This window comes from Onishia niordana (genome assembly GCF_004798965.1).
Taxonomy (GTDB): domain Bacteria; phylum Pseudomonadota; class Gammaproteobacteria; order Pseudomonadales; family Halomonadaceae; genus Onishia; species Onishia niordana.
Map to the genome: position 1 here is coordinate 338,538 of NZ_SDSD01000002.1, position 17,140 is coordinate 355,677.

Sequence of the window (17,140 nt, forward strand, 5' to 3'; positions counted from 1 at the left end):
GGCGCGCGACACTGCCGTGGCGCCCGGTCGAGAAGGGTTATCCGCCGTCGGCGGTTCAGGTGCCGAGCACCCGCACGGTGTCGCCGGCGACGACGCCCAGGCGATGAGCCTCGGCCTCGTTCAGGGTGATGATCTCGCCCTCGGGGCCACGGCCCAACCAGCAGGCACAGAAACCGACCATGGCGGTGGTCGAGACCAGCCACTCGGGACGCTCGTGGCCGTCACGTTCGCTCGGGGCATCGGACGCGATCTCGGCACTCACCTCGACCTGGCAGAGCCGGGAGTTGCGCACCGCGCGCACGTCATCGATATAGGCCTCGACGGTGGGGCCGGCATCGAAGATGTCGATATAGCCTTCCCAGCGCAGCCCTTCCTTCTTGAGCATCTCGAGCGCCGGACGAGTGTGCTCGTGCACTTCGCCGATGCAGGCCTGCGCCTCTTCGGAAAGGAAGGTGGTGTAGATCGGGAACTTGGGCATCAGCTCGCCGATGAAGCTCTTCTGGCCCAGGCCCGTCAGACGGTCGGCCTGGTTGAAATTGAGCGGAAAGAAATGACTGCCCAGGTTCTCCCAGAAGGGGCTCACGCCTTCCTCGTTGAAGACGCCGCGCATCTCGGCCAGCACCTTGTCCGGGAAGCGATCGCGGAACTGCGCCATGAACAGCCAGCGCGCCTTGGACAACAGGGCGCCGTTGCGTTCGTGGCGACGATCCGCGCCGCGATACTCCTGGCGCAGGAACAGCGAGGCCACCTCGGCATCACCGGTGTGATCCGAGCTCAGGAACAGGGTGTCGATGGTGCGGTGCAGGTCGAGCTGCACCGAGGAATGCGCCAGGGTGCCGAGCCGGTAGTGATAGAACGGCACCTCGCGCCCTACCTGGGCCTCGATGGCGCAGCAACCAGCCAGCTCGCCGTTTTCCTCGTCTTCCAGCACGAAGAAGTACAGGCGATCATCGACCGGGGTGCGTTCCTCGAAGGCGCGCGCCGCCGACTCGATCTTGCTGGCCAGGAAATCGCGGTTGTCAGGCAGCGAGGTAAAACCAACGCCGGTCTGTCGAGAGAGGGCCTGCAGGCCGTCCAGGTCGCCTCGGGCAATCGGACGAATGCGCATCACAGTTCTCCTTCGTCGAGGGCATCGATGGCGTCGGGCAGCGACAGCGGCGCGGCCAGCACGGCGCGGCCTTCCTCGACGCCGAGGATCTCGGCGTGCTCGGGCGAGAGCATCAACTGACCGGTAGGCGACAACGCATAGCGAGCCACCACACAGCGAAAATCACCGAGCTTCTGGTTGGCGATCATCGCCGGCTCCGCATCGGGCAGCGAGCTCGCCGGGCGAATACGCACCGGATGCCAACTGGCGCGGCGGAAGGTTTCGAGACGGTCACGTTCACCCTTGATCACCGGACCGGCATCGAAGATATCAACGTGGCGGCTGCGCACGAAGCCCTCGGCCAGCATCTCCTCGAGCGCCACTTCGTGGTCCGGGTGCTCGCGGCCGATGGCGGCCCGCGCCGGGGGCGTGAGCAGCGGCAGATAGAGCGGGAACTGCGGCATCACCTCGGCAATGAAGCTCTTCGAGCGCACGCCGGCGATATGGTTGATCTCCTGATAGCCGCGCTGGAAGAAGTGCTGACCAACGCTTGCCCAGAACGGCGACTCGCCCGCCTCATCGAGGAAGCCCGGGAAGGCCACCGCCAATAGATCGGCGAAGCGTTCCGGATACTGGGCGATGAACATCAGTCGCGCCCGGCGCAAGAGGCTCTCGGCGCTGGTGCCCTTGTAGCGCGGGTCCAGCGACAGCGCGCACAAAAGCGACGCCTCGGAGACCTCATGAGACAGCGACAGGGTCTGCACCTCGCGGCGCACATTGAGCTGCTGCGAGGCGTGAATCAGGGTTTCCTGACGGTAGGTGTAGTAGGCATCCACCGCACCGGCCTGAGCGCGAATGGTGGCGGTGCCCACCACCTCGCCGCGCTCCCGGTCCTCGAGCACGAAGGTGTAGTGCTCGTCCTCGGGAAAGTCGACCACACGACCGAAGGAACGCTGGGAGCGGGTGATGCGCTCCTCGAGACGGTCGCGGTGGGCCGGCAGATTGGTCAGGCGCGGCGTGGCGGTGCCGGCCAGGCGCTCGAGCGCCGGCAGATCCGATGATCTCGCAGGGCGAACGACCAGCATGGGCTGTCCTCCATCTGAACCATGAGTGGGAGCTGAACCGAGAGCGGAGGCCGTCATGGTCACGCTCATGCCTGGGCGACGAGCTTGGCAATGGCCCGCTCGAGGCGCGCCATGCCCTCGCGGATGTCGTCCTCGGGAATCACCAGCGACGGCGCCAGGCGCAACACGTTAGGCCCGGCGATCAGCGCCATCAGACCCTCTTCGATGGCCAGCGGCAGGATTTCCTTGGCGCGGCCTTCATAGGCGGGGGACATCTGGGCGCCCATCAGCATGCCCATGCCGCGCACTTCCTGGAACACGCCGTACTTCTGATTGATCTCCTCAAGCAGCTCGCGGATCAGCGCGTGGCGACGCTTGACGCCCTCGAGCACCTCGGGGGTGTCGATGAACTCGACGGCGGCCAGCGCCACGGCGGAGGCCAGGGCGTTGCCGCCGTAGGTGGAGCCGTGAGTGCCGATGCCCAGCGCCGGGGCGATGGCATCGGTGGTCAGCATGGCGCCGACCGGGAAGCCGCCGCCCAGCGACTTGGCGCTGGTCAGGATGTCTGGGGTCACGCCGTATTCCATGTAGGCGTACAGCGAGCCGCTGCGGCCGACGCCGGTCTGCACCTCGTCGAAGATCAAGAGCGCCTGGTGCTCGTCGCACAGCGCCCGCAGCCCCTCGAGGAACTCCTGGGTGGCCGGCAGGATGCCGCCCTCGCCCTGCATCGGCTCGACCATCACCGCGCAGGTGTCGTCGCCCATCAGTTCACGCACCGCCTCGAGATCGTTGAACTCGGCGTGCAGGATGCCGCCCGGCACCGGCCCGAAGCCCTGGGAGTACTTGGGCTGGCCACCGACGCTGACGGTGAAGAAGGTACGGCCATGGAACGACTGGCGGAAGGAGATGATCTTGTCCTTGTGCTCGCCATGCTCGTTGTAGGCCCAGCGGCGCGCCAGCTTGAGCGCCGCCTCGTTGGCCTCGCCCCCGGAGGAGCACAGGAACACCTTGTCGGCGAAGGTACGCTCGGTGAGGGTCTTGGCAAGCTTCAGGGCCGGTTCATTGGTGTAGATGTTGGCCAGGTGCCAGACCTTGTCGGCCTGGTCCTTGAGGGCATCGACCAGCACCGGGTGGCAGTGGCCGAGGGCATTGACGGCGATGCCGCCAGCGAGATCGATGTACTCGCGACCGTCCTGGTCCCACAGCCGGCTCCCCTCGCCGCGTACCGGAATCACCTGCTGAGGCGCGTAGTTCGGCGTCATGTAGTGGTCGAAATCGCTACGGCTCGGGGTATAGGTCATGATCTGTTCCATCCTTTTGGGATCTGGGTATTGAAAGAGTATACGGGGGGCTCGTCATGCAAGGCTTTCAGCGATGGGACGGTGAATTATGAAAAGCGGCGGGAGACTGTCGAGCAAGTGAACCCCCTTGCCGATGCCAGAAAAAGCCCTCCCGCGGGCTGGGGGCGCAGGCGCTGCCTGGCATCCTGTCCTCAAGAGGCCCCTTGAAGAATGCGGTGAATGCCCCATTCTTATTAGCACGCTAAAAATTCCCATTCGATTCCGTCAGGGATGCTTGATCCGCCCGTCAGGGCCTCAACTCAACAAGGAGTCTGCCACATGCATATCGATCTATCCGGCAAGCATGCCATTGTCACCGGTTCTACCGCCGGCATCGGCTACGCCATCGCGCAGGGTCTCGCCGACGCCGGTGCGGCGGTGGTGATCACCGGGCGTACTCAGGCCCGGGTCGACGAGGCCATCTCGAGCCTTCAGGAGGCGTATCCCCAGGCCAGCATATCGGGAGTCGCCGCGGATCTCGGCACCGCGGAAGGTTGCCAGGCGCTGATCGCCGCCAAGCCCGACACCGACATCCTGATCAACAACGTCGGCATCTTCGGGCCACAGGACTTCTTCGAGACCGACGATGAGACCTGGCAGCAGTTCTTCGACGTCAACGTGATGAGCGCGGTGCGTCTGTCGCGCCACTATGCCAAGGGCATGCGTGATCGCGATTGGGGTCGCATCCAGTTCCTGTCCAGCGAATCGGCGCTGAACATTCCAAGCGAAATGGTCCACTACGGCATGACCAAGAGCGCCGTGCAGTCGATCTCCCGCGGGCTTGCCAAGGTGCTCGCCGGCACCAACGTCACCGTCAACGCCATCCTGCCGGGGCCGACCCGCTCCGAAGGCGTGCTCGACATGATCAAGCAGGCCGCCGATGAGGCGGGTATCTCGCAGCAGGAAATGGAAGCCCGCTTCGTGCAGGAGAACCGCCCTTCCTCGATCATCCAGCGCCTGGCCACCCCGGAAGAGGTCGCCAACATGAGCGTCTATGCGGCCTCGCCCCAGGCCAGCGCCACCACCGGCGCCGCGCTGAAGGTAGAAGGCGGCATCGTCGACACCATGGCCTGATCGCCTCTCGCCATCAGGCGTTGATGGTGCGATATCGGTCCCGCTGCCATGCCGGCGGGACCGACTCGCGCAGCATGGCCAAAAGGCTGGCGATACGCCGGGACTGGGGGCCATAAGGGTAGAGTAGCGTCACCGGCAGGTCCGGCGGCCGCCAGTCTTCAAGGCAGGGCACCAGATCACCGGGATGTGCCTTAGCGCGTCGTTCGACCAACCAGTCCGGCAACACCCCAAGCCCCCTCCCTCGGGCGATGGCATCGATATGCATGACGTACTGATCGACTCTCAGTCGCGACGGCGACGGCGTGACATCGACGATGCCTTCACGCTCATGATGAAGATCGAGCCCTTCCTCGCTATCGCCTGACAGGTCCACCCAGTCATGCCCGGCAAGCTCACGGGGGTGAGCCGGCTCGCCACGGCGCGCCAGATAATCCGGGTGGGCGTAGAGGCCACGACTCAACCGCCCCAGAGTTTCCTGACGCAGGCCACAATCCGGCACGGCACCCAACCACAGGCAGAGCCCCCGATCACCATCCGCTGTTGGCACGGCAAACTGCGTCCGCACGTCCAACGCAACGCCTGGATAGCGCGCCAGGAACGTCTCAGCGCAGGGTGCGAACCAGCTACGCGTCAGGATGCTATGCACGTGAACGGTGATCTCGCCGCTGACCGCTTCCTTGAGCTCATCCAGCGCCTGGTGTCCTTGCCGGGCCAACTGCTGGAGCTGATGGCAATAGCGCAGAAATAGCTGCCCGGCCTCGGTGGCGATCATGCGATTGGCCTGGCGACGCAGTAACGGCTGGCCCAGGTGTTCTTCCAGCTGATGGATGCGTCGGCTAAGGGTCGACTTGGATACCCCTAGCCGCGCGGCACTCCGGGCGAGGTTTCCGTCTTCCATGACCGCCGCAAAGGCCGCCAACTGATCGAAATCATACATATCGGCCACCTTTTCTTCCGTTTCTCGTAGGCAGGCGTTGCAGAAGCTGCAACGCGGCGTCGCAGGACATCTGACCCGATAGCGTGGAATAATGCAAATCACAAGGATTCGCATTAACAGGGGCGCGAAACAAGATGGCACTTCATTCTCGCAAGACGCTACTCGGCCTCGCGATGGCCGGGTTTGGCACCATGGCACAGGCTGATCAGGTAGCACTGGACGATGTGGTCGTCACGGCGGCCGGGTACGAACAGCAGACCAAAAATGCGCCGGCCTCGATCAGCGTGCTGACACGCGAGGATATGGAAGAGCGCTACTATCGGGACATCACCGATGCGCTGCGCGACGTGCCCGGGGTCATTGTCACCGGCAGTGGCGCTTCCGAGGACATCAGTCTGCGCGGCATGCCCGCCGAGTATACCCTGCTGCTGGTCGACGGTAAGCCACAAAGCAGTCGCGAGTCGCGCCCCAACAGCGACGGCCCCGGCATCGAACAGGGTTGGCTGCCGCCGCTTTCTGCCATCGAACGTGTCGAGGTGATACGCGGCCCCATGTCGACCCTCTATGGCTCGGACGCCATCGGCGGGGTCATCAACGTCATCACCCGTAAGGTCGCCAAAGACTGGCACGGCAACCTGCAGACGCAAACCGTCATCCAGGAAGACAGTGCCTCAGGCAACAGTCAGCAGACCAATCTCTATGTCAGCGGCCCGCTGGCGCCTGGGCTGCTGGGCCTTCAGGTCTTCGGCCAGACCAGTTCCCGCGATGAGGACGAGATCGTCAACGGCCATGCCGAAAGCGATCTGCAAAGCCTCACTGCCCGCCTGTCGCTCACCGCGAGCGAGGACCATGATCTCACGCTCGAGGCCGGCCGCTCGGAACAGACGCGCGAAGCCAATGTGGGCAGCTCCGCCCCCAGCGAAGGCTGTCGCGGCGAATGCACGGATTCCTATGCCAACTATACCCGTGAGCATCTCGCCCTGAGCCACAGCGGCCGCTTCGATATCGGCACCAGCGACTCCTTCATCCAGCGCGAGGTCAGCGAGAACGAGGCGCGCGAGATGGAAATCATCAATACCACCGCGAAATCGAGTCTGGTGGTGCCGTTGATGGATCATATCCTGACGCTCGGGGCCAGCTATGAGGAGGAATCACTCTCCGATGACAGCTCCAACCAGATCTCCGACCGAAACGAGATCGAGACCTCGCAGTGGGCGGTGTTTGCAGAAGACGAGTGGATGCTCACTCGGGACTGGTCGCTCACCGGCGGCCTGCGCCTGGACGACAACGAAAACTACGGCAGCCATATTAGTCCGCGTCTCTACAGCGTGTGGAACATGACCCCTCAGTGGACCCTCAAGGGCGGCGTATCCACCGGCTACCGCTCTCCCAGCCTGCGTGAGATCACCGCCGACTGGGGGCAGATCAGCCGCGGCGGCAATGTCTACGGTAACCCGGATCTCGAGCCGGAGACCTCGCTGAACAAGGAACTTGGTCTGCTCTATTCCACCCGCGGTGGGCTCGATGCGGGCATTACCGTCTTCCATAACGACTTCGAGGACAAGATCACCCGCATCGCCTGCCCTGATGCTATCTGCACGGCCGGCCCCAACCAGTTCGGCTCCGACCCGACCTATCGCATCAACGTCGACGAGGCGGTCACCCGCGGCGTCGAGCTGTCACTGTCCGCGCCCCTTGGCGAGCGCGTCGAGGCCACGGCCAGCTACACCTATACCGATTCCGAGCAGAAAAGCGGCGAGTACGAGGGCGAGCCACTGACCCAGTTGCCCAAGCACCTGGCCACCCTGTCGCTTGACTGGCAGGCCTCGCAGCGCCTGACGCCCTGGGCCCGCGTGACCTATCGCGGCGAAGAGAGCCAGCCCAACACCGGCCCCTCTCAGGATGCCACCGTGGCGCCCTCCTACGCCTTCGTCGACTCAGGGCTTGGCTTTCAGCTCACCGAGCAGGCCAAGGTCAATCTGGGAGTCTACAACCTCTTCGACGAATCCGTGACCTACGACGAGTACGGCTACGTCGAAGACGGCCGCCGCTACTGGCTGGGCCTGAACATCGATTTCTGATGATCGATTGCTGATACCTGCTACTTCGCCATCGAACCCCCAAGGAAAGACATGATGCGATTGATCGGACACGACAAGGCCAAGTCCCTGACCACCCTGCTCACAGGGCTCGGCCTAGGCCTGCTGCTCGCGGCCTCACCGGCCCTGGCAAAAACGCTGGACACTGCCTACGGCGAGGTCAGCGTCGAGGGCCAGCCCGAGCGCGTGGTGACCCTCTATGAGGGCGCCCTGGACACGGCCGTCAGCGCCGGCGTGATGCCGCTTGCCGCCATCGCCACCCGCGGCGGCGATGATGTCGCCCGCTACCTGCGCGACCGCGTTCAGGGCATCGACATCGTCGGTACGGCGCGCGAGACCAATATCGAGGCCGTGGTCGCCCAACGGCCCGATATCATCCTCGCCTCGCCACGGCTACCCGAGGCGCAGTATCGCCTGCTATCGCAGATCGCCCCGACCCTGGTGCCCGATGTGCCGGCCTTCTCCGAAGGCGCCTGGAAGCAGGAAGCCCGCTTCTTCGCCAAGGCGTTGGGGCGCGAGGCGCCCGTCGAGGCAGCGCTTGAGGCCGTGGCGGCCCGTGCCGCCGCCTTGCGTGAGGAGATGGAGAATACACCGACAGCAAGCCTGGCCCGCTGGATGCCCCAGGGAGCCCTCTTGATGTCACCAAAGCTCTTTTCCACCGGCCTCTTGCGCACCAGCGGCTTCACTGTACAGGGAGACGAGAACGTCCCCGCCGGACGCCCCCACAGCGACCCGCTGAGCCTCGAAAATCTGTCGCTCATCGACGCCGACTGGCTGTTCCTTGCCACCCTCAATGCCGAGGGCGACGACGCCCTGGCCGCCGCCATGTCATCGCCGGCCTTCGCTCGGCTGGAAGCCGTCAAGAACGATCATGTCGTGCCGGTGGATGGCCAGCTTTGGACCAGCGCCTCGGGACCACTGGCCGCCGAGGCGATTCTCGATGACATCACAGCGGCATTGCCATGACTCGACACCCCAGGGGCGGCTCCCTCGCTCCCGGTATCATTAACCAGACACCAGCAGATGGCGCTCCCCGCGGGGAGCGTCGTCGTGCCTTGACCGTCACCGTTATGTGGTTGATCGCTGCCCTGGCCCTGCTGTGCCTGACAAGCCTTTTAATCGGCGCCGGCGAGGTGGGGCCGCTGACCTCCCTGGCGACGCTTGTCGGTCACCCCATCGGCGCAGCCACAGGCAGCGATGAAGCGCGCTTCGTGATGACCGAGCTGCGTGGACCACGCACTCTGGTCGGCCTGGCCGTGGGCGCGTCGCTGGGCATCGCCGGGGCGCTTCTACAGGCCGTCGCCCGCAACCCGCTCGCCGAGCCGGGCCTGCTCGGGGTCAGCGCCGGCAGTGCCTTCGCCATTGCCGTCGCCCTGGTACTGGGTGCCAGCGCCGCCACCCTGCGCGTTTCGGTAGCCCAGTTGGGGGCGGTGTGTGGCTGTGCCTTCGTGCTCGGCGCCAGCCGCCTCAACGCCGTGGGCCAGGACCCGATTCGCCTGGTGCTCACTGGCGCGGTGCTATCCGGCCTGCTCGGCGCCCTGACCTCTCTGCTGCTGCTGATGGACCAGCGCGCCGCCGACGAGATCCGCTTCTGGCTGGTCGGCAGTCTCGCCGGCCGAAGGCTTGCTGATCTGCAGGCGATTCTGCCAAGCCTTGCGCTGGCCGCGACCATCACGCTGACCATCGCTCGACCCTTGTCGGCACTGGCACTTGGCGAACGAGTCGCCGTCGGGCTTGGCCATCACCCAAGGCGTGTGCGGCTCCTGGCCATCGCCGTGGTTGCCATGCTGGTTGGTGCGGCAACGGCGGTGGCCGGTCCCATTGCCTTCGTCGGCCTGGTGGTACCCTTCGCCGCTCGGGCCATCGCCGGCCCGGATATCCGCCGCACCCTATGGCTGGCACTAATACTCGGGCCGATGGTGGTGATCGCCGCCGATATTGTCGCGCGCGTGGTAGTCGCCCCGTCGGAGCTTTCACTGGGGGTCATCACCGCCTTGATCGGCGCTCCGGTGCTGATCGCCGTAGTGCGCTCCCGCCGGCTGCCGACGCTATGACGCCCTGCCCCTCATGACGCTCGATGACACCCGATTCCTGACCCAGGCAATGATGATAACGCATGGATACTAGTTCACCCGCTTCGACCACAGGCCTTGGCGACCTGAGCGATAGTGGTTCGTCGGCAGACCACCGGCAGCAAGCGGACGTCATCCGACCGCCGGCCGGCCACTGGCGACTCGCCCTGCCCATGGCGGGTAACGAGGCGGCGCTGCTCATTGATCGTCGCGCCCTTGTCGCCAATCTCGGCCTGCTGCTTGCCCTGCTGATACTTGGCGCACTATCGCTGTGCTTGGGCAGCGTGACGCTTTCGCCGCTGGCATCCGCCCGCGCCCTGTTCGGCCAGGGCAGCGCCATGGATAGCTTCCTGATACACGAGCTGCGCCTGCCCCGCCTGGCGGCCGGCATCGCCACCGGCGGCGCCTTTGCCCTGTCTGGCTGCCTGATGCAGACCCTGGCCCGCAACCGCCTGGCAACGCCCGGTATCATCGGCATCGACAACGGCGCCACCGCCTTCGCCGTGGCCTCGGTGGTGGGGCTCGGCGTCAGCCTCGCGCCGCCGGCACTGGCACTTGTCGGGGCGGCCACCGCAACGGCCCTGACCTTCGGCCTGGCCGGCGGCATCGGCACTCGCGGCTATCGCTTTATCGTCGCCGGGATCGGCGTCGGTGCGGTGTTCGGCGCCCTGACCCAACTGATGCTGGCAAGGGTCGATATCGACACCGCCAACGCCGCCTACCCCTGGACGGTGGGCAGCCTGAATGCCCGCGATCCGGTATCGCTCAAGGTACTCGAGGTGTCACTGCTGATCGGCCTGTTGCTGTCCCGACGCATTGCACAAGCCCTGAACGTCCTGCGCTTCTCCGACAGCGTGGCCGCGGGGCTCGGCATCCAAGTGACGCGCTGTCGTCGCTGGGCGCTGATGCTTTCGGTGTCGCTCACGGCGCTTGCGGTCTCAGTGGCGGGCCCGGTAGGCATGGTGGCGCTGATCGGCCCCGAGCTTGCCCGTCATCTGTCATCACCGCGGGGCGTGCCCCTTGTTGGCTCGGCACTGGCCGGTGCATTGGTGATGGTCAGTGCCGATCTTGCCGGCCGCCTGATGCTCGCCCCGCTGGAAATTCCGGTTGGCATCGTCACCGCCGTGATCGGCGGCCCCGTACTGCTATGGATACTGCTACGCCCCACCAGGAAGGTCCCATGATGCCCACACACCATCCAACATCCGCCCCGCTAAGCGCGCATGACCTCGAGCTCGGCTATGGACATGGGAATGCTGGCCGCGGCAAGAGCCAGCACTCGGTCATCGAAGGGCTTAACATCAGCCTGCCGGCCGGCCAGGTCACGGCCATCGTCGGCCCCAATGGCTGCGGCAAGTCGACCCTGTTGGCCGGCCTCGCCCGGTTGCATGCTCCCAGACGAGGCGCGGTGCACCTGGACGGCCAGGACATCCAGCATATACCGGCCAAGGAACTGGCCCGTCGCCTGGCGCTGCTGCCCCAGGAAACCCATGCCCCCGAAGGGCTGACCGTTGCCGAACTGATCCGCTTCGGCCGCCAACCGCATCAGGGCTTCTTGCAACAGTGGTCCAGAGAGGATGCACGCGTGGTCGAGTCGGCGCTGGCGGCAGCCAACCTCACGGCACTGGCCGACCGAACCCTGGATGCCATGTCCGGCGGGCAACGTCAGCGCGCCTGGATCGCCATGGCGATCGCCCAGCAGACGCCGCTGCTGCTGCTCGATGAGCCCACCTCGGCGCTGGACCTTGGCCATCAGCTTGAGGTCTTCGAACTGGTACGCAGCCTCGCCGCCGCCGGCAAGACAGTCGTCATCGTGGTGCATGATCTGGATAGTGCCTGTCGCTTCGCCGATCATCTAGTGGCCATGCAGGCCGGACGCATCATCGCCGAAGGCCGCCCGAAGGACGTGGTCACCACGGCGTTGCTACGCGAGCTCTACGGCATCGACTGCACGTTGCTCAGTGACCCCGTTACCGGCAGCCCGATACTCGCCAATATGCGCCGCGCCGCTACACCAAACGCAGACAACGGCATGCAGGCCTCTTCTCAGGCTTGCGTGTCTGGCGCATGATGCCAGGCAGGGGTCGAGAAAAAAGGGTCAAGGGGGAGGCGCCATGTTCAACACCACCGGCTGGAACCGCTGGCGCTATAGCCTCTATGCACCGGTCTATGACCTGGTGGCCGACCGCGCCTTTCGTCGCGCAAGGCGCCAGGCACTCGACGCAGTGGGATGGCAAGCCGGTCAGCGGGTGCTGATTGTCGGGGCGGGTACCGGACTCGACCTCCCTTGGTTGCCGCGCAGTATCGAATTGCATGGTACCGATCTCGCCCCGGCCATGGTGCGGCGCTTTCAGACACGCTCGGATCGACTGGGCTTTGATGCCAGCGCCCGGGTCATGGATGCCGAGCATCTCGACTACCCGGATGGCCACTTCGATGTGGTGATCATGCATCTGATCCTCGCGGTCATGCCGCACCCCGAACAGGGCCTGCGCGAGGCTCACCGGGTACTCGCCGACGAGGGCCAACTATGTGTGCTGGACAAGTTTCAGCCCGATAGCCGCCCGGCGGGCCTTGGGCGGCGAACCCTGAACCTGGCGACCAGCGCCATCGCCACCGACATCACCCGTCAGGCCAGGCCGCTGCTGCAAGACGCAGGCTTTACCATCGAGAATGACGAGCCGGCGATGATGGGCGAGCTGTTTCGCGCCCTGCTGGCAAGAAAGTCAGGAGCGCCCGCGCGGTGAGTGGCGTGCAGGCTTGCCGCCGCCCTTGCCGGCGGGTTTACCACCTTGCTTGCCGCCCTGCTTGCCAGCCTGCTTTCCTTGACTGCCCTTGCCCTGACCGCCTTTGCCACTGGGTTTGCCGTTACCCGAGACAACCTGGCTGGGCTTTCCTTGTCCGCCCCTGCCTTTAACGGGCTTGGCCTGACCGGACTTGGCTTGTCCGGGCTTGGCTTGGCCAGAATTAGACTGACCAGGTTTACCGGCGCCGGAGGCCTGCTTGATCGCTCGCTTGGGCTTAGCGGCGGGCTTGCCCTCACTCGACTTGCCCTGCCCCGGCTTAGCCGTACCTGGCTTACGCGGCCCCGCCCCGGCGGTGCGTTTGGCGCCTGACTTGCCCGCGCCTGATGCCCCGGCTCCTGACTTGGCGCCGCCTGGTTTGCCGGTCCCTCTAGTGCCGGTGCGTGCCTTGCGCTTGGGCAAGGAGGCGTCTTCGGTCTTGCGCGAATCACCCAGCATGGCGTCAAGCGTCGCCATCTCATCGGCGCCAAGCTCGCGCCATTGGCCGGATGACAAGCCGGCCAGATGAATATTCATCAGCCGCACGCGCTTGAGGTAGGTGACCTCATAGCCCAGGTACTCGGTCATGCGACGTATCTGGCGATTGAGCCCCTGGGTCAACACGATGGTGAAGCTGTTGGGCCCGGTCTGGCGGACCGGGCAGGGCTGGGTCATGGTGCCGAGTATCGGAATACCCGCGCCCATGCGCTCGATGAAGGCCTGATCGATCGGGCGATCGACCCGCACCTGATATTCCTTCTCGTGGGCGTTGCCGGCGCGCAGGATCTTGTTGACGATATCGCCGTCATTGGTCAACAGGATCAGGCCCTGAGAGGGCTTGTCGAGCCGCCCGATGGGGAAGATACGCTCGGGATAATTGACCGCATCGACAATGTTGGTGGGGTCGGCGGGATCAGTGGTGCAGGTCACCCCGACCGGCTTGTTATAGAGCAGATAGACCGGCCGAGGCTTGGCCCGCAGCGGCTTGCCGCGCACCGTCACCCGGTCGGCATCGGTCACCCGCATGCCCATCTCGGCACGACGGCCATTGACCTTCACCGCCCCCTCTTCGATCAGCCGGTCGGCCTCGCGACGCGACACGATGCCGGTCTCGCTGATGAACTTGTTGAGGCGAATATCGCGTTGATCGAATGCCATGGAGAAAACCGTGGGTAGCCGAGGCATGACGCGGCGCTCAAGGCGCATCTCGCGCCATCGCCGCTTCCTGCACGAATGAATGTCGGCCAATGGTAGCGCCCTGGGCCGCCCGCGCCCAGTGGCGGTGGGCTAGTACGCGCGATCATGGTTGCTATAATCGTAGCCGCCAGAGCCGCCGTCCTGTTCTTGATAGTTAATTCCGCAGGTAAACGTCCCGCTCGCCAGCAGGCTCCTCGACCCACCAGGCTTATGTCATGCCCCCTTCCCCTCGCTTGCCTACCGTCAAGCAGCTGCAGTGCTTCGTGGCCGTGGCCCAGGAGCTCAATTTCCGCCGCGCCGCCCAGCGCCTGAACATGTCCCAACCACCGCTGTCGAGACAGGTCCATGCACTGGAAACGCTGCTGCGCACCCGCCTGATCGATCGTGACACGCACCGGGTCGCCCTGACCGGCGCCGGCCAGGCCTTTCTGGTCGAGGCCGAGTGCCTGCTGAACCAGCTGGAGGCCGCTGTGGCCACCCGCCTCGCCCATCAGGAAGAGATCCGGGATATCCGCATCGGCCTCACCAGCGTGCTCGACTTCAGCCAGTTCCCCGCCCTGCACAAGACACTGACCCAGGCGAGAAGCCACCAACAGGCGCGGCTGGAGCATGACTACTCGAAACACCTGATCGAGCGCCTGGCCGCCTCGCAGATCGATCTGGCCGTCGTCGGGGAGTTCGAGCGGCTGCCGGCAGGGCTAGGCATCACCCATATCGCCACCGACCCGCTGGTCGTCGCGCTGCCGGCCCAGCATCCGGCCGCGATACACGACGTCATCGACCTGCCGGACATTGCCGACACCCCTCTCTACTGGTTCCCGCGCCCGGATAACCCGGCCTTCTTCGATCGCTGCGAGGCGGTGTTCAGCGCCGTTGACTACCAACCACCGCGCCTGGCCGAGCCGGCGGACCACATCACGCTGCTGGCCAGGATCGCCAACGGCGAGGGGCTTGCCCTGCTGCCCACCTCGATGCTCGCCGCAAGCCGCGTCGGCGTGGTGTATCGCGAACTACCACCAACCCTGCAGCGCCGCCTGGCCATCGATATTCATCTGGTCTGGCGCGACGGTGAACAACGTCAGCGGGTGCGAGAGCTGATCGAGGCCTTGTCATGCCGGGTCGAGCATGCCCGCTATCGTGTCACCTGAGCCAGGCCTGGTACCCGGGTCAGAGCCAGGGCCGACGACTAGGCATTGACCCCCTTCATGCCCTCGGCGGTATAGCGCTCGCCCTGAATCCGCTCGGGCCGCATCACGGCCTCCAGCTCGTGGACCTCTTGCGGGGTCAGGCCGAGCGACAGGGCGCCGAGATTTTCCTTCAGATAGCGCGAGCGGCGCGTGCCGGGAATAGGCACCAGACGCGCGTACTTGCCGAGCAGCCAGGCAAGCGCGACCTGGCCCGGGGTCGCCGAATGGCGCCGAGCAATGGCCTCGACGCTGCTCAAGAGCGCCCGGTTGTGAGCCATGCAGTCGTCCTGAAAACGCGGGTTGTGGCGGCGGAAGTCATCCTCGGCCAGGTCCTGCTTCGACGCGATGCGCCCGGTCAGGAACCCCCGCCCCAGCGGCGAATAGGCCACCAGGCCGATGTCGAGCGCCTCGACCGTGGGCAGGATCTCGGCCTCGATGTCGCGGGTCCACAGGGAGTATTCGGTCTGCAGGGCCGTCACCGGGTGGACCTCATGAGCCCGCTTGAGGGTAGCGGCCGAAACCTCGCATAGCCCGACATGCGCCACCTTGCCCTCGGCTACGAGCTGCTGCATGACACCCATGGTCTCGGTGATGTCCGCGGCCGGATCGACACGATGCAGGTAATACAGATCCAGGCGCTCGACGCCGAGGCGCTTGAGGGAAGCCTCGCAGCAGGCGCGGATGTACTCGGGGCGGTTGTTGATGCCGCGGGCATAGCGGGCGTCAGCCGGCCGGTCGATGCCACATTTGGTGGCCACCTTGAGCTCCGCCAGCCCGGCACTGGCGCGGGGTGACGCCAGCAATTCACCGATCAAGCGCTCATTGTGGCCGCGACCGTACATGTCGGCGGTATCGATCAAGGTAACGCCGGACTCGACAACCTCGTGCAGGATGGCCAGGGCATTGGCCTCATCGGTGGCACCATAGAACTCGCTGAGCCCCATGGCGCCATAGCCCATGCTGGAAACGCGTAGGCCCTGGCCGAGTTCACGCAGGGGCAGCGGGGAAGGAGAAACGGTGGGCGTTGTCATGCATTACCTCGTCCTGATGGAGTGTCGAGGCACAGCATGGCGCGAACGCGTCGGGGCGGGAATTGCCGAATTGGCAATACCTTAAAAGCATCACCATTGCCCCATCACCGCCGCCCATCAACCACATCTGGCTGGCATGCATGGCCAACCCTGGGTCTGATGCTCGCCAATCGTAAAGCGATGACGATCAGCTCAACCGCTCTTCCCGGGGCGTCATGCCGAAATGGTTGCGATAAGCGGTGGAGAAGTGGGCACCGGAGGAGAAACCGGTCTGCAGGGCGATATCGCCCACTGCGCGATCGCTCTCACGCAGCAGCTTGCGAGCCTCCTGCAGGCGCAGGTCCAGGTAATAGCGACTTGGCACCGTCTGCAGGTACTTCTTGTACAGCCGCTCGAGCTGACGCCGCGAGATGCCCAGGTGCTCGGCCAGCTCGTGGGTGGTCAGTGGCTCCTCGATATTGGCTTCCATCAGCGACACGGCATCGATCAGGCTCTGCGGGGCATGGCCGAGCCGTGAGCGCAACGGCACATGCTGGGGCTCGTCGGCCATGCGGATGCGCTCACAGACGAAATGCTCGGACACCTTCTCGGCCAGGCGCTGGCCGTGGTGCATGCCGATCAGGGTCATCACCATGTCCATGGCCGAGGTCCCGCCCCCACAGGTCAGCCGGTCACGGTCGATCTCGAAGAGCTGCGGGGAGAGGTTGATACGCGGATGGTCCTGCCCCACGACCTCGACCCGCTGCCAGGGCAGGGTCGCCCGGTAACCATCGAGCACCCCGGCCGTGGCCAGTACCTCGGCACCGCCGGCGATGCCGCCCAGCACCACGCCACGGCCCGCGAGGCGCTTGAGCCAGTCAACGAGGCTTGCCGGCAGCGCAGCCACCAGGGGACTGGGGCCACAGACCAGCAGCAGATCAAGGTCCCGGTCGTCATCACCGGCACCCAGCGAGGGCGACAGCGACATCTCGGCGGCACTGGTCACTGCCCGGCCATCGAGGCTGAAGGCGACCGGCGCATAGAGTCGCCGGCCGGCCATCTGGCTGGCTACCGCCAGCGGCTCCAGCGCACAAGCCTGGGCCAGCAGCGAAAAACCGGGCAAAAGCAGCACCCCCACCTGGCGTGGCGGCGTGTGAGCCAAAGACTCGAGAAGTAGATCAGGCATCGAGAGTCGCCATCATTCAGCTAGCGCGGGAAACACATCATAGGGCATCGACGCTGCGCCGACAGCTTCGCGGAGCGAGGATGAAACTCGCGGTGCCAGCATGA

Annotated in this window: 15 protein-coding genes; 8 read left to right on the forward strand and 7 right to left on the reverse strand. The window is 65.3% G+C overall.

The genetic code is table 11. From position 1 onward, the window contains the following. Positions 1 to 55: 55 nt before the first annotated feature. From astA to ETC27_RS05545, 3 genes are all read right to left on the reverse strand, one after another. Positions 56 to 1,108 carry an arginine N-succinyltransferase gene (gene astA, locus ETC27_RS05535; RefSeq protein ID WP_136254000.1) on the reverse strand — a complete coding sequence of 351 codons (1,053 nt, stop codon included), beginning with the start codon at positions 1,106 to 1,108 and terminating at the stop codon, positions 56 to 58. Next, positions 1,108 to 2,172: an arginine N-succinyltransferase gene (locus tag ETC27_RS05540; RefSeq protein ID WP_136254001.1), complete on the reverse strand. Its 1,065-nt coding sequence runs from the start codon at positions 2,170 to 2,172 to the stop codon at positions 1,108 to 1,110. The genes astA and ETC27_RS05540 overlap by 1 nt, the downstream gene beginning before the upstream one ends. 65 nt (positions 2,173 to 2,237) lie before the next feature. Next, complete coding sequence (locus ETC27_RS05545) at positions 2,238 to 3,452, reverse strand: aspartate aminotransferase family protein (RefSeq protein WP_136254002.1); 1,215 nt, start codon at positions 3,450 to 3,452, stop codon at positions 2,238 to 2,240. 318 nt (positions 3,453 to 3,770) lie between these two features. Between ETC27_RS05545 and ETC27_RS05550 the strand changes: the two genes are divergently transcribed. Further along, positions 3,771 to 4,565: an SDR family NAD(P)-dependent oxidoreductase gene (locus ETC27_RS05550; protein WP_136254003.1), complete on the forward strand. Its 795-nt coding sequence runs from the start codon at positions 3,771 to 3,773 to the stop codon at positions 4,563 to 4,565. Positions 4,566 to 4,578: 13 nt separating this feature from the next. Here ETC27_RS05550 and ETC27_RS05555 read toward each other — a convergent pair whose 3' ends face one another. Further along, complete coding sequence (locus ETC27_RS05555) at positions 4,579 to 5,502, reverse strand: LysR family transcriptional regulator (protein WP_136254004.1); 924 nt, start codon at positions 5,500 to 5,502, stop codon at positions 4,579 to 4,581. 134 nt (positions 5,503 to 5,636) lie between these two features. Here ETC27_RS05555 and ETC27_RS05560 point away from each other — a divergent pair, with 134 nt between their 5' ends. The 6 genes from ETC27_RS05560 to ETC27_RS05585 all read left to right on the forward strand — a co-directional run bounded on the left by ETC27_RS05560 (position 5,637) and on the right by ETC27_RS05585 (position 12,420). Continuing rightward, positions 5,637 to 7,583 (forward strand): ligand-gated channel protein, encoded by a 1,947-nt coding sequence (locus ETC27_RS05560; RefSeq protein ID WP_136254005.1) that lies wholly within the window; start codon positions 5,637 to 5,639, stop codon positions 7,581 to 7,583. Positions 7,584 to 7,634: 51 nt separating this feature from the next. Further along, positions 7,635 to 8,567, forward strand: coding sequence for an ABC transporter substrate-binding protein (locus tag ETC27_RS05565; RefSeq protein ID WP_240724816.1), 933 nt, complete (start codon positions 7,635 to 7,637; stop codon positions 8,565 to 8,567). Between the two features lie 104 nt (positions 8,568 to 8,671). Then, on the forward strand, positions 8,672 to 9,655 hold the full coding sequence (locus ETC27_RS05570) for a FecCD family ABC transporter permease (RefSeq protein WP_136254216.1): 984 nt from the start codon (positions 8,672 to 8,674) through the stop codon (positions 9,653 to 9,655). 62 nt (positions 9,656 to 9,717) lie between these two features. Next, positions 9,718 to 10,857: a FecCD family ABC transporter permease gene (locus ETC27_RS05575; protein ID WP_136254006.1), complete on the forward strand. Its 1,140-nt coding sequence runs from the start codon at positions 9,718 to 9,720 to the stop codon at positions 10,855 to 10,857. Continuing rightward, on the forward strand, positions 10,854 to 11,744 hold the full coding sequence (locus ETC27_RS05580; RefSeq protein WP_136254007.1) for an ABC transporter ATP-binding protein: 891 nt from the start codon (positions 10,854 to 10,856) through the stop codon (positions 11,742 to 11,744). The genes ETC27_RS05575 and ETC27_RS05580 overlap by 4 nt, the downstream gene beginning before the upstream one ends. A 43-nt stretch (positions 11,745 to 11,787) precedes the next feature. Next, positions 11,788 to 12,420: a class I SAM-dependent methyltransferase gene (locus ETC27_RS05585; protein ID WP_136254008.1), complete on the forward strand. Its 633-nt coding sequence runs from the start codon at positions 11,788 to 11,790 to the stop codon at positions 12,418 to 12,420. On the opposite strand, the gene rluF is transcribed toward ETC27_RS05585, so the two are convergent. Further along, positions 12,400 to 13,614, reverse strand: coding sequence for a 23S rRNA pseudouridine(2604) synthase RluF (rluF, locus tag ETC27_RS05590; protein WP_136254009.1), 1,215 nt, complete (start codon positions 13,612 to 13,614; stop codon positions 12,400 to 12,402). The two genes, ETC27_RS05585 and rluF, sit on opposite strands and share 21 nt — an antisense overlap. A 254-nt stretch (positions 13,615 to 13,868) precedes the next feature. Here rluF and ETC27_RS05595 point away from each other — a divergent pair, with 254 nt between their 5' ends. Beyond that, the gene (locus ETC27_RS05595; RefSeq protein WP_136254010.1) at positions 13,869 to 14,801 is read left to right on the forward strand and encodes a LysR family transcriptional regulator; all 933 of its coding nucleotides are present in this window, start codon (positions 13,869 to 13,871) and stop codon (positions 14,799 to 14,801) included. 38 nt (positions 14,802 to 14,839) lie between these two features. Here the strand turns inward: ETC27_RS05595 and ETC27_RS05600 are convergent, their stop codons facing one another. Together ETC27_RS05600 and ETC27_RS05605 are read right to left on the reverse strand one after the other, a co-directional pair. Next, complete coding sequence (locus ETC27_RS05600) at positions 14,840 to 15,871, reverse strand: aldo/keto reductase (protein WP_205742691.1); 1,032 nt, start codon at positions 15,869 to 15,871, stop codon at positions 14,840 to 14,842. Between the two features lie 187 nt (positions 15,872 to 16,058). Next, complete coding sequence (locus tag ETC27_RS05605; protein ID WP_205742692.1) at positions 16,059 to 17,036, reverse strand: GlxA family transcriptional regulator; 978 nt, start codon at positions 17,034 to 17,036, stop codon at positions 16,059 to 16,061. Between the last annotated feature and the right edge of the window lie 104 nt (positions 17,037 to 17,140).

Excerpts from the sequence above, each read along its gene's own strand:
- astA (WP_136254000.1), bottom strand. The coding sequence starts at position 1,108 with ATGCGCATTCGTCCGATTGCCCGAGGCGACCTGGACGGCCTGCAGGCC.
- ETC27_RS05540 (WP_136254001.1), bottom strand. The coding sequence starts at position 2,172 with ATGCTGGTCGTTCGCCCTGCGAGATCATCGGATCTGCCGGCGCTCGAG.
- ETC27_RS05545 (WP_136254002.1), bottom strand. The coding sequence starts at position 3,452 with ATGACCTATACCCCGAGCCGTAGCGATTTCGACCACTACATGACGCCG.
- ETC27_RS05550 (WP_136254003.1), top strand. The coding sequence starts at position 3,771 with ATGCATATCGATCTATCCGGCAAGCATGCCATTGTCACCGGTTCTACC.
- ETC27_RS05555 (WP_136254004.1), bottom strand. The coding sequence starts at position 5,502 with ATGTATGATTTCGATCAGTTGGCGGCCTTTGCGGCGGTCATGGAAGAC.
- ETC27_RS05560 (WP_136254005.1), top strand. The coding sequence starts at position 5,637 with ATGGCACTTCATTCTCGCAAGACGCTACTCGGCCTCGCGATGGCCGGG.
- ETC27_RS05565 (WP_240724816.1), top strand. The coding sequence starts at position 7,635 with ATGATGCGATTGATCGGACACGACAAGGCCAAGTCCCTGACCACCCTG.
- ETC27_RS05570 (WP_136254216.1), top strand. The coding sequence starts at position 8,672 with ATGTGGTTGATCGCTGCCCTGGCCCTGCTGTGCCTGACAAGCCTTTTA.
- ETC27_RS05575 (WP_136254006.1), top strand. The coding sequence starts at position 9,718 with ATGGATACTAGTTCACCCGCTTCGACCACAGGCCTTGGCGACCTGAGC.
- ETC27_RS05580 (WP_136254007.1), top strand. The coding sequence starts at position 10,854 with ATGATGCCCACACACCATCCAACATCCGCCCCGCTAAGCGCGCATGAC.
- ETC27_RS05585 (WP_136254008.1), top strand. The coding sequence starts at position 11,788 with ATGTTCAACACCACCGGCTGGAACCGCTGGCGCTATAGCCTCTATGCA.
- rluF (WP_136254009.1), bottom strand. The coding sequence starts at position 13,614 with ATGGCATTCGATCAACGCGATATTCGCCTCAACAAGTTCATCAGCGAG.
- ETC27_RS05595 (WP_136254010.1), top strand. The coding sequence starts at position 13,869 with ATGCCCCCTTCCCCTCGCTTGCCTACCGTCAAGCAGCTGCAGTGCTTC.
- ETC27_RS05600 (WP_205742691.1), bottom strand. The coding sequence starts at position 15,871 with ATGACAACGCCCACCGTTTCTCCTTCCCCGCTGCCCCTGCGTGAACTC.
- ETC27_RS05605 (WP_205742692.1), bottom strand. The coding sequence starts at position 17,036 with ATGCCTGATCTACTTCTCGAGTCTTTGGCTCACACGCCGCCACGCCAG.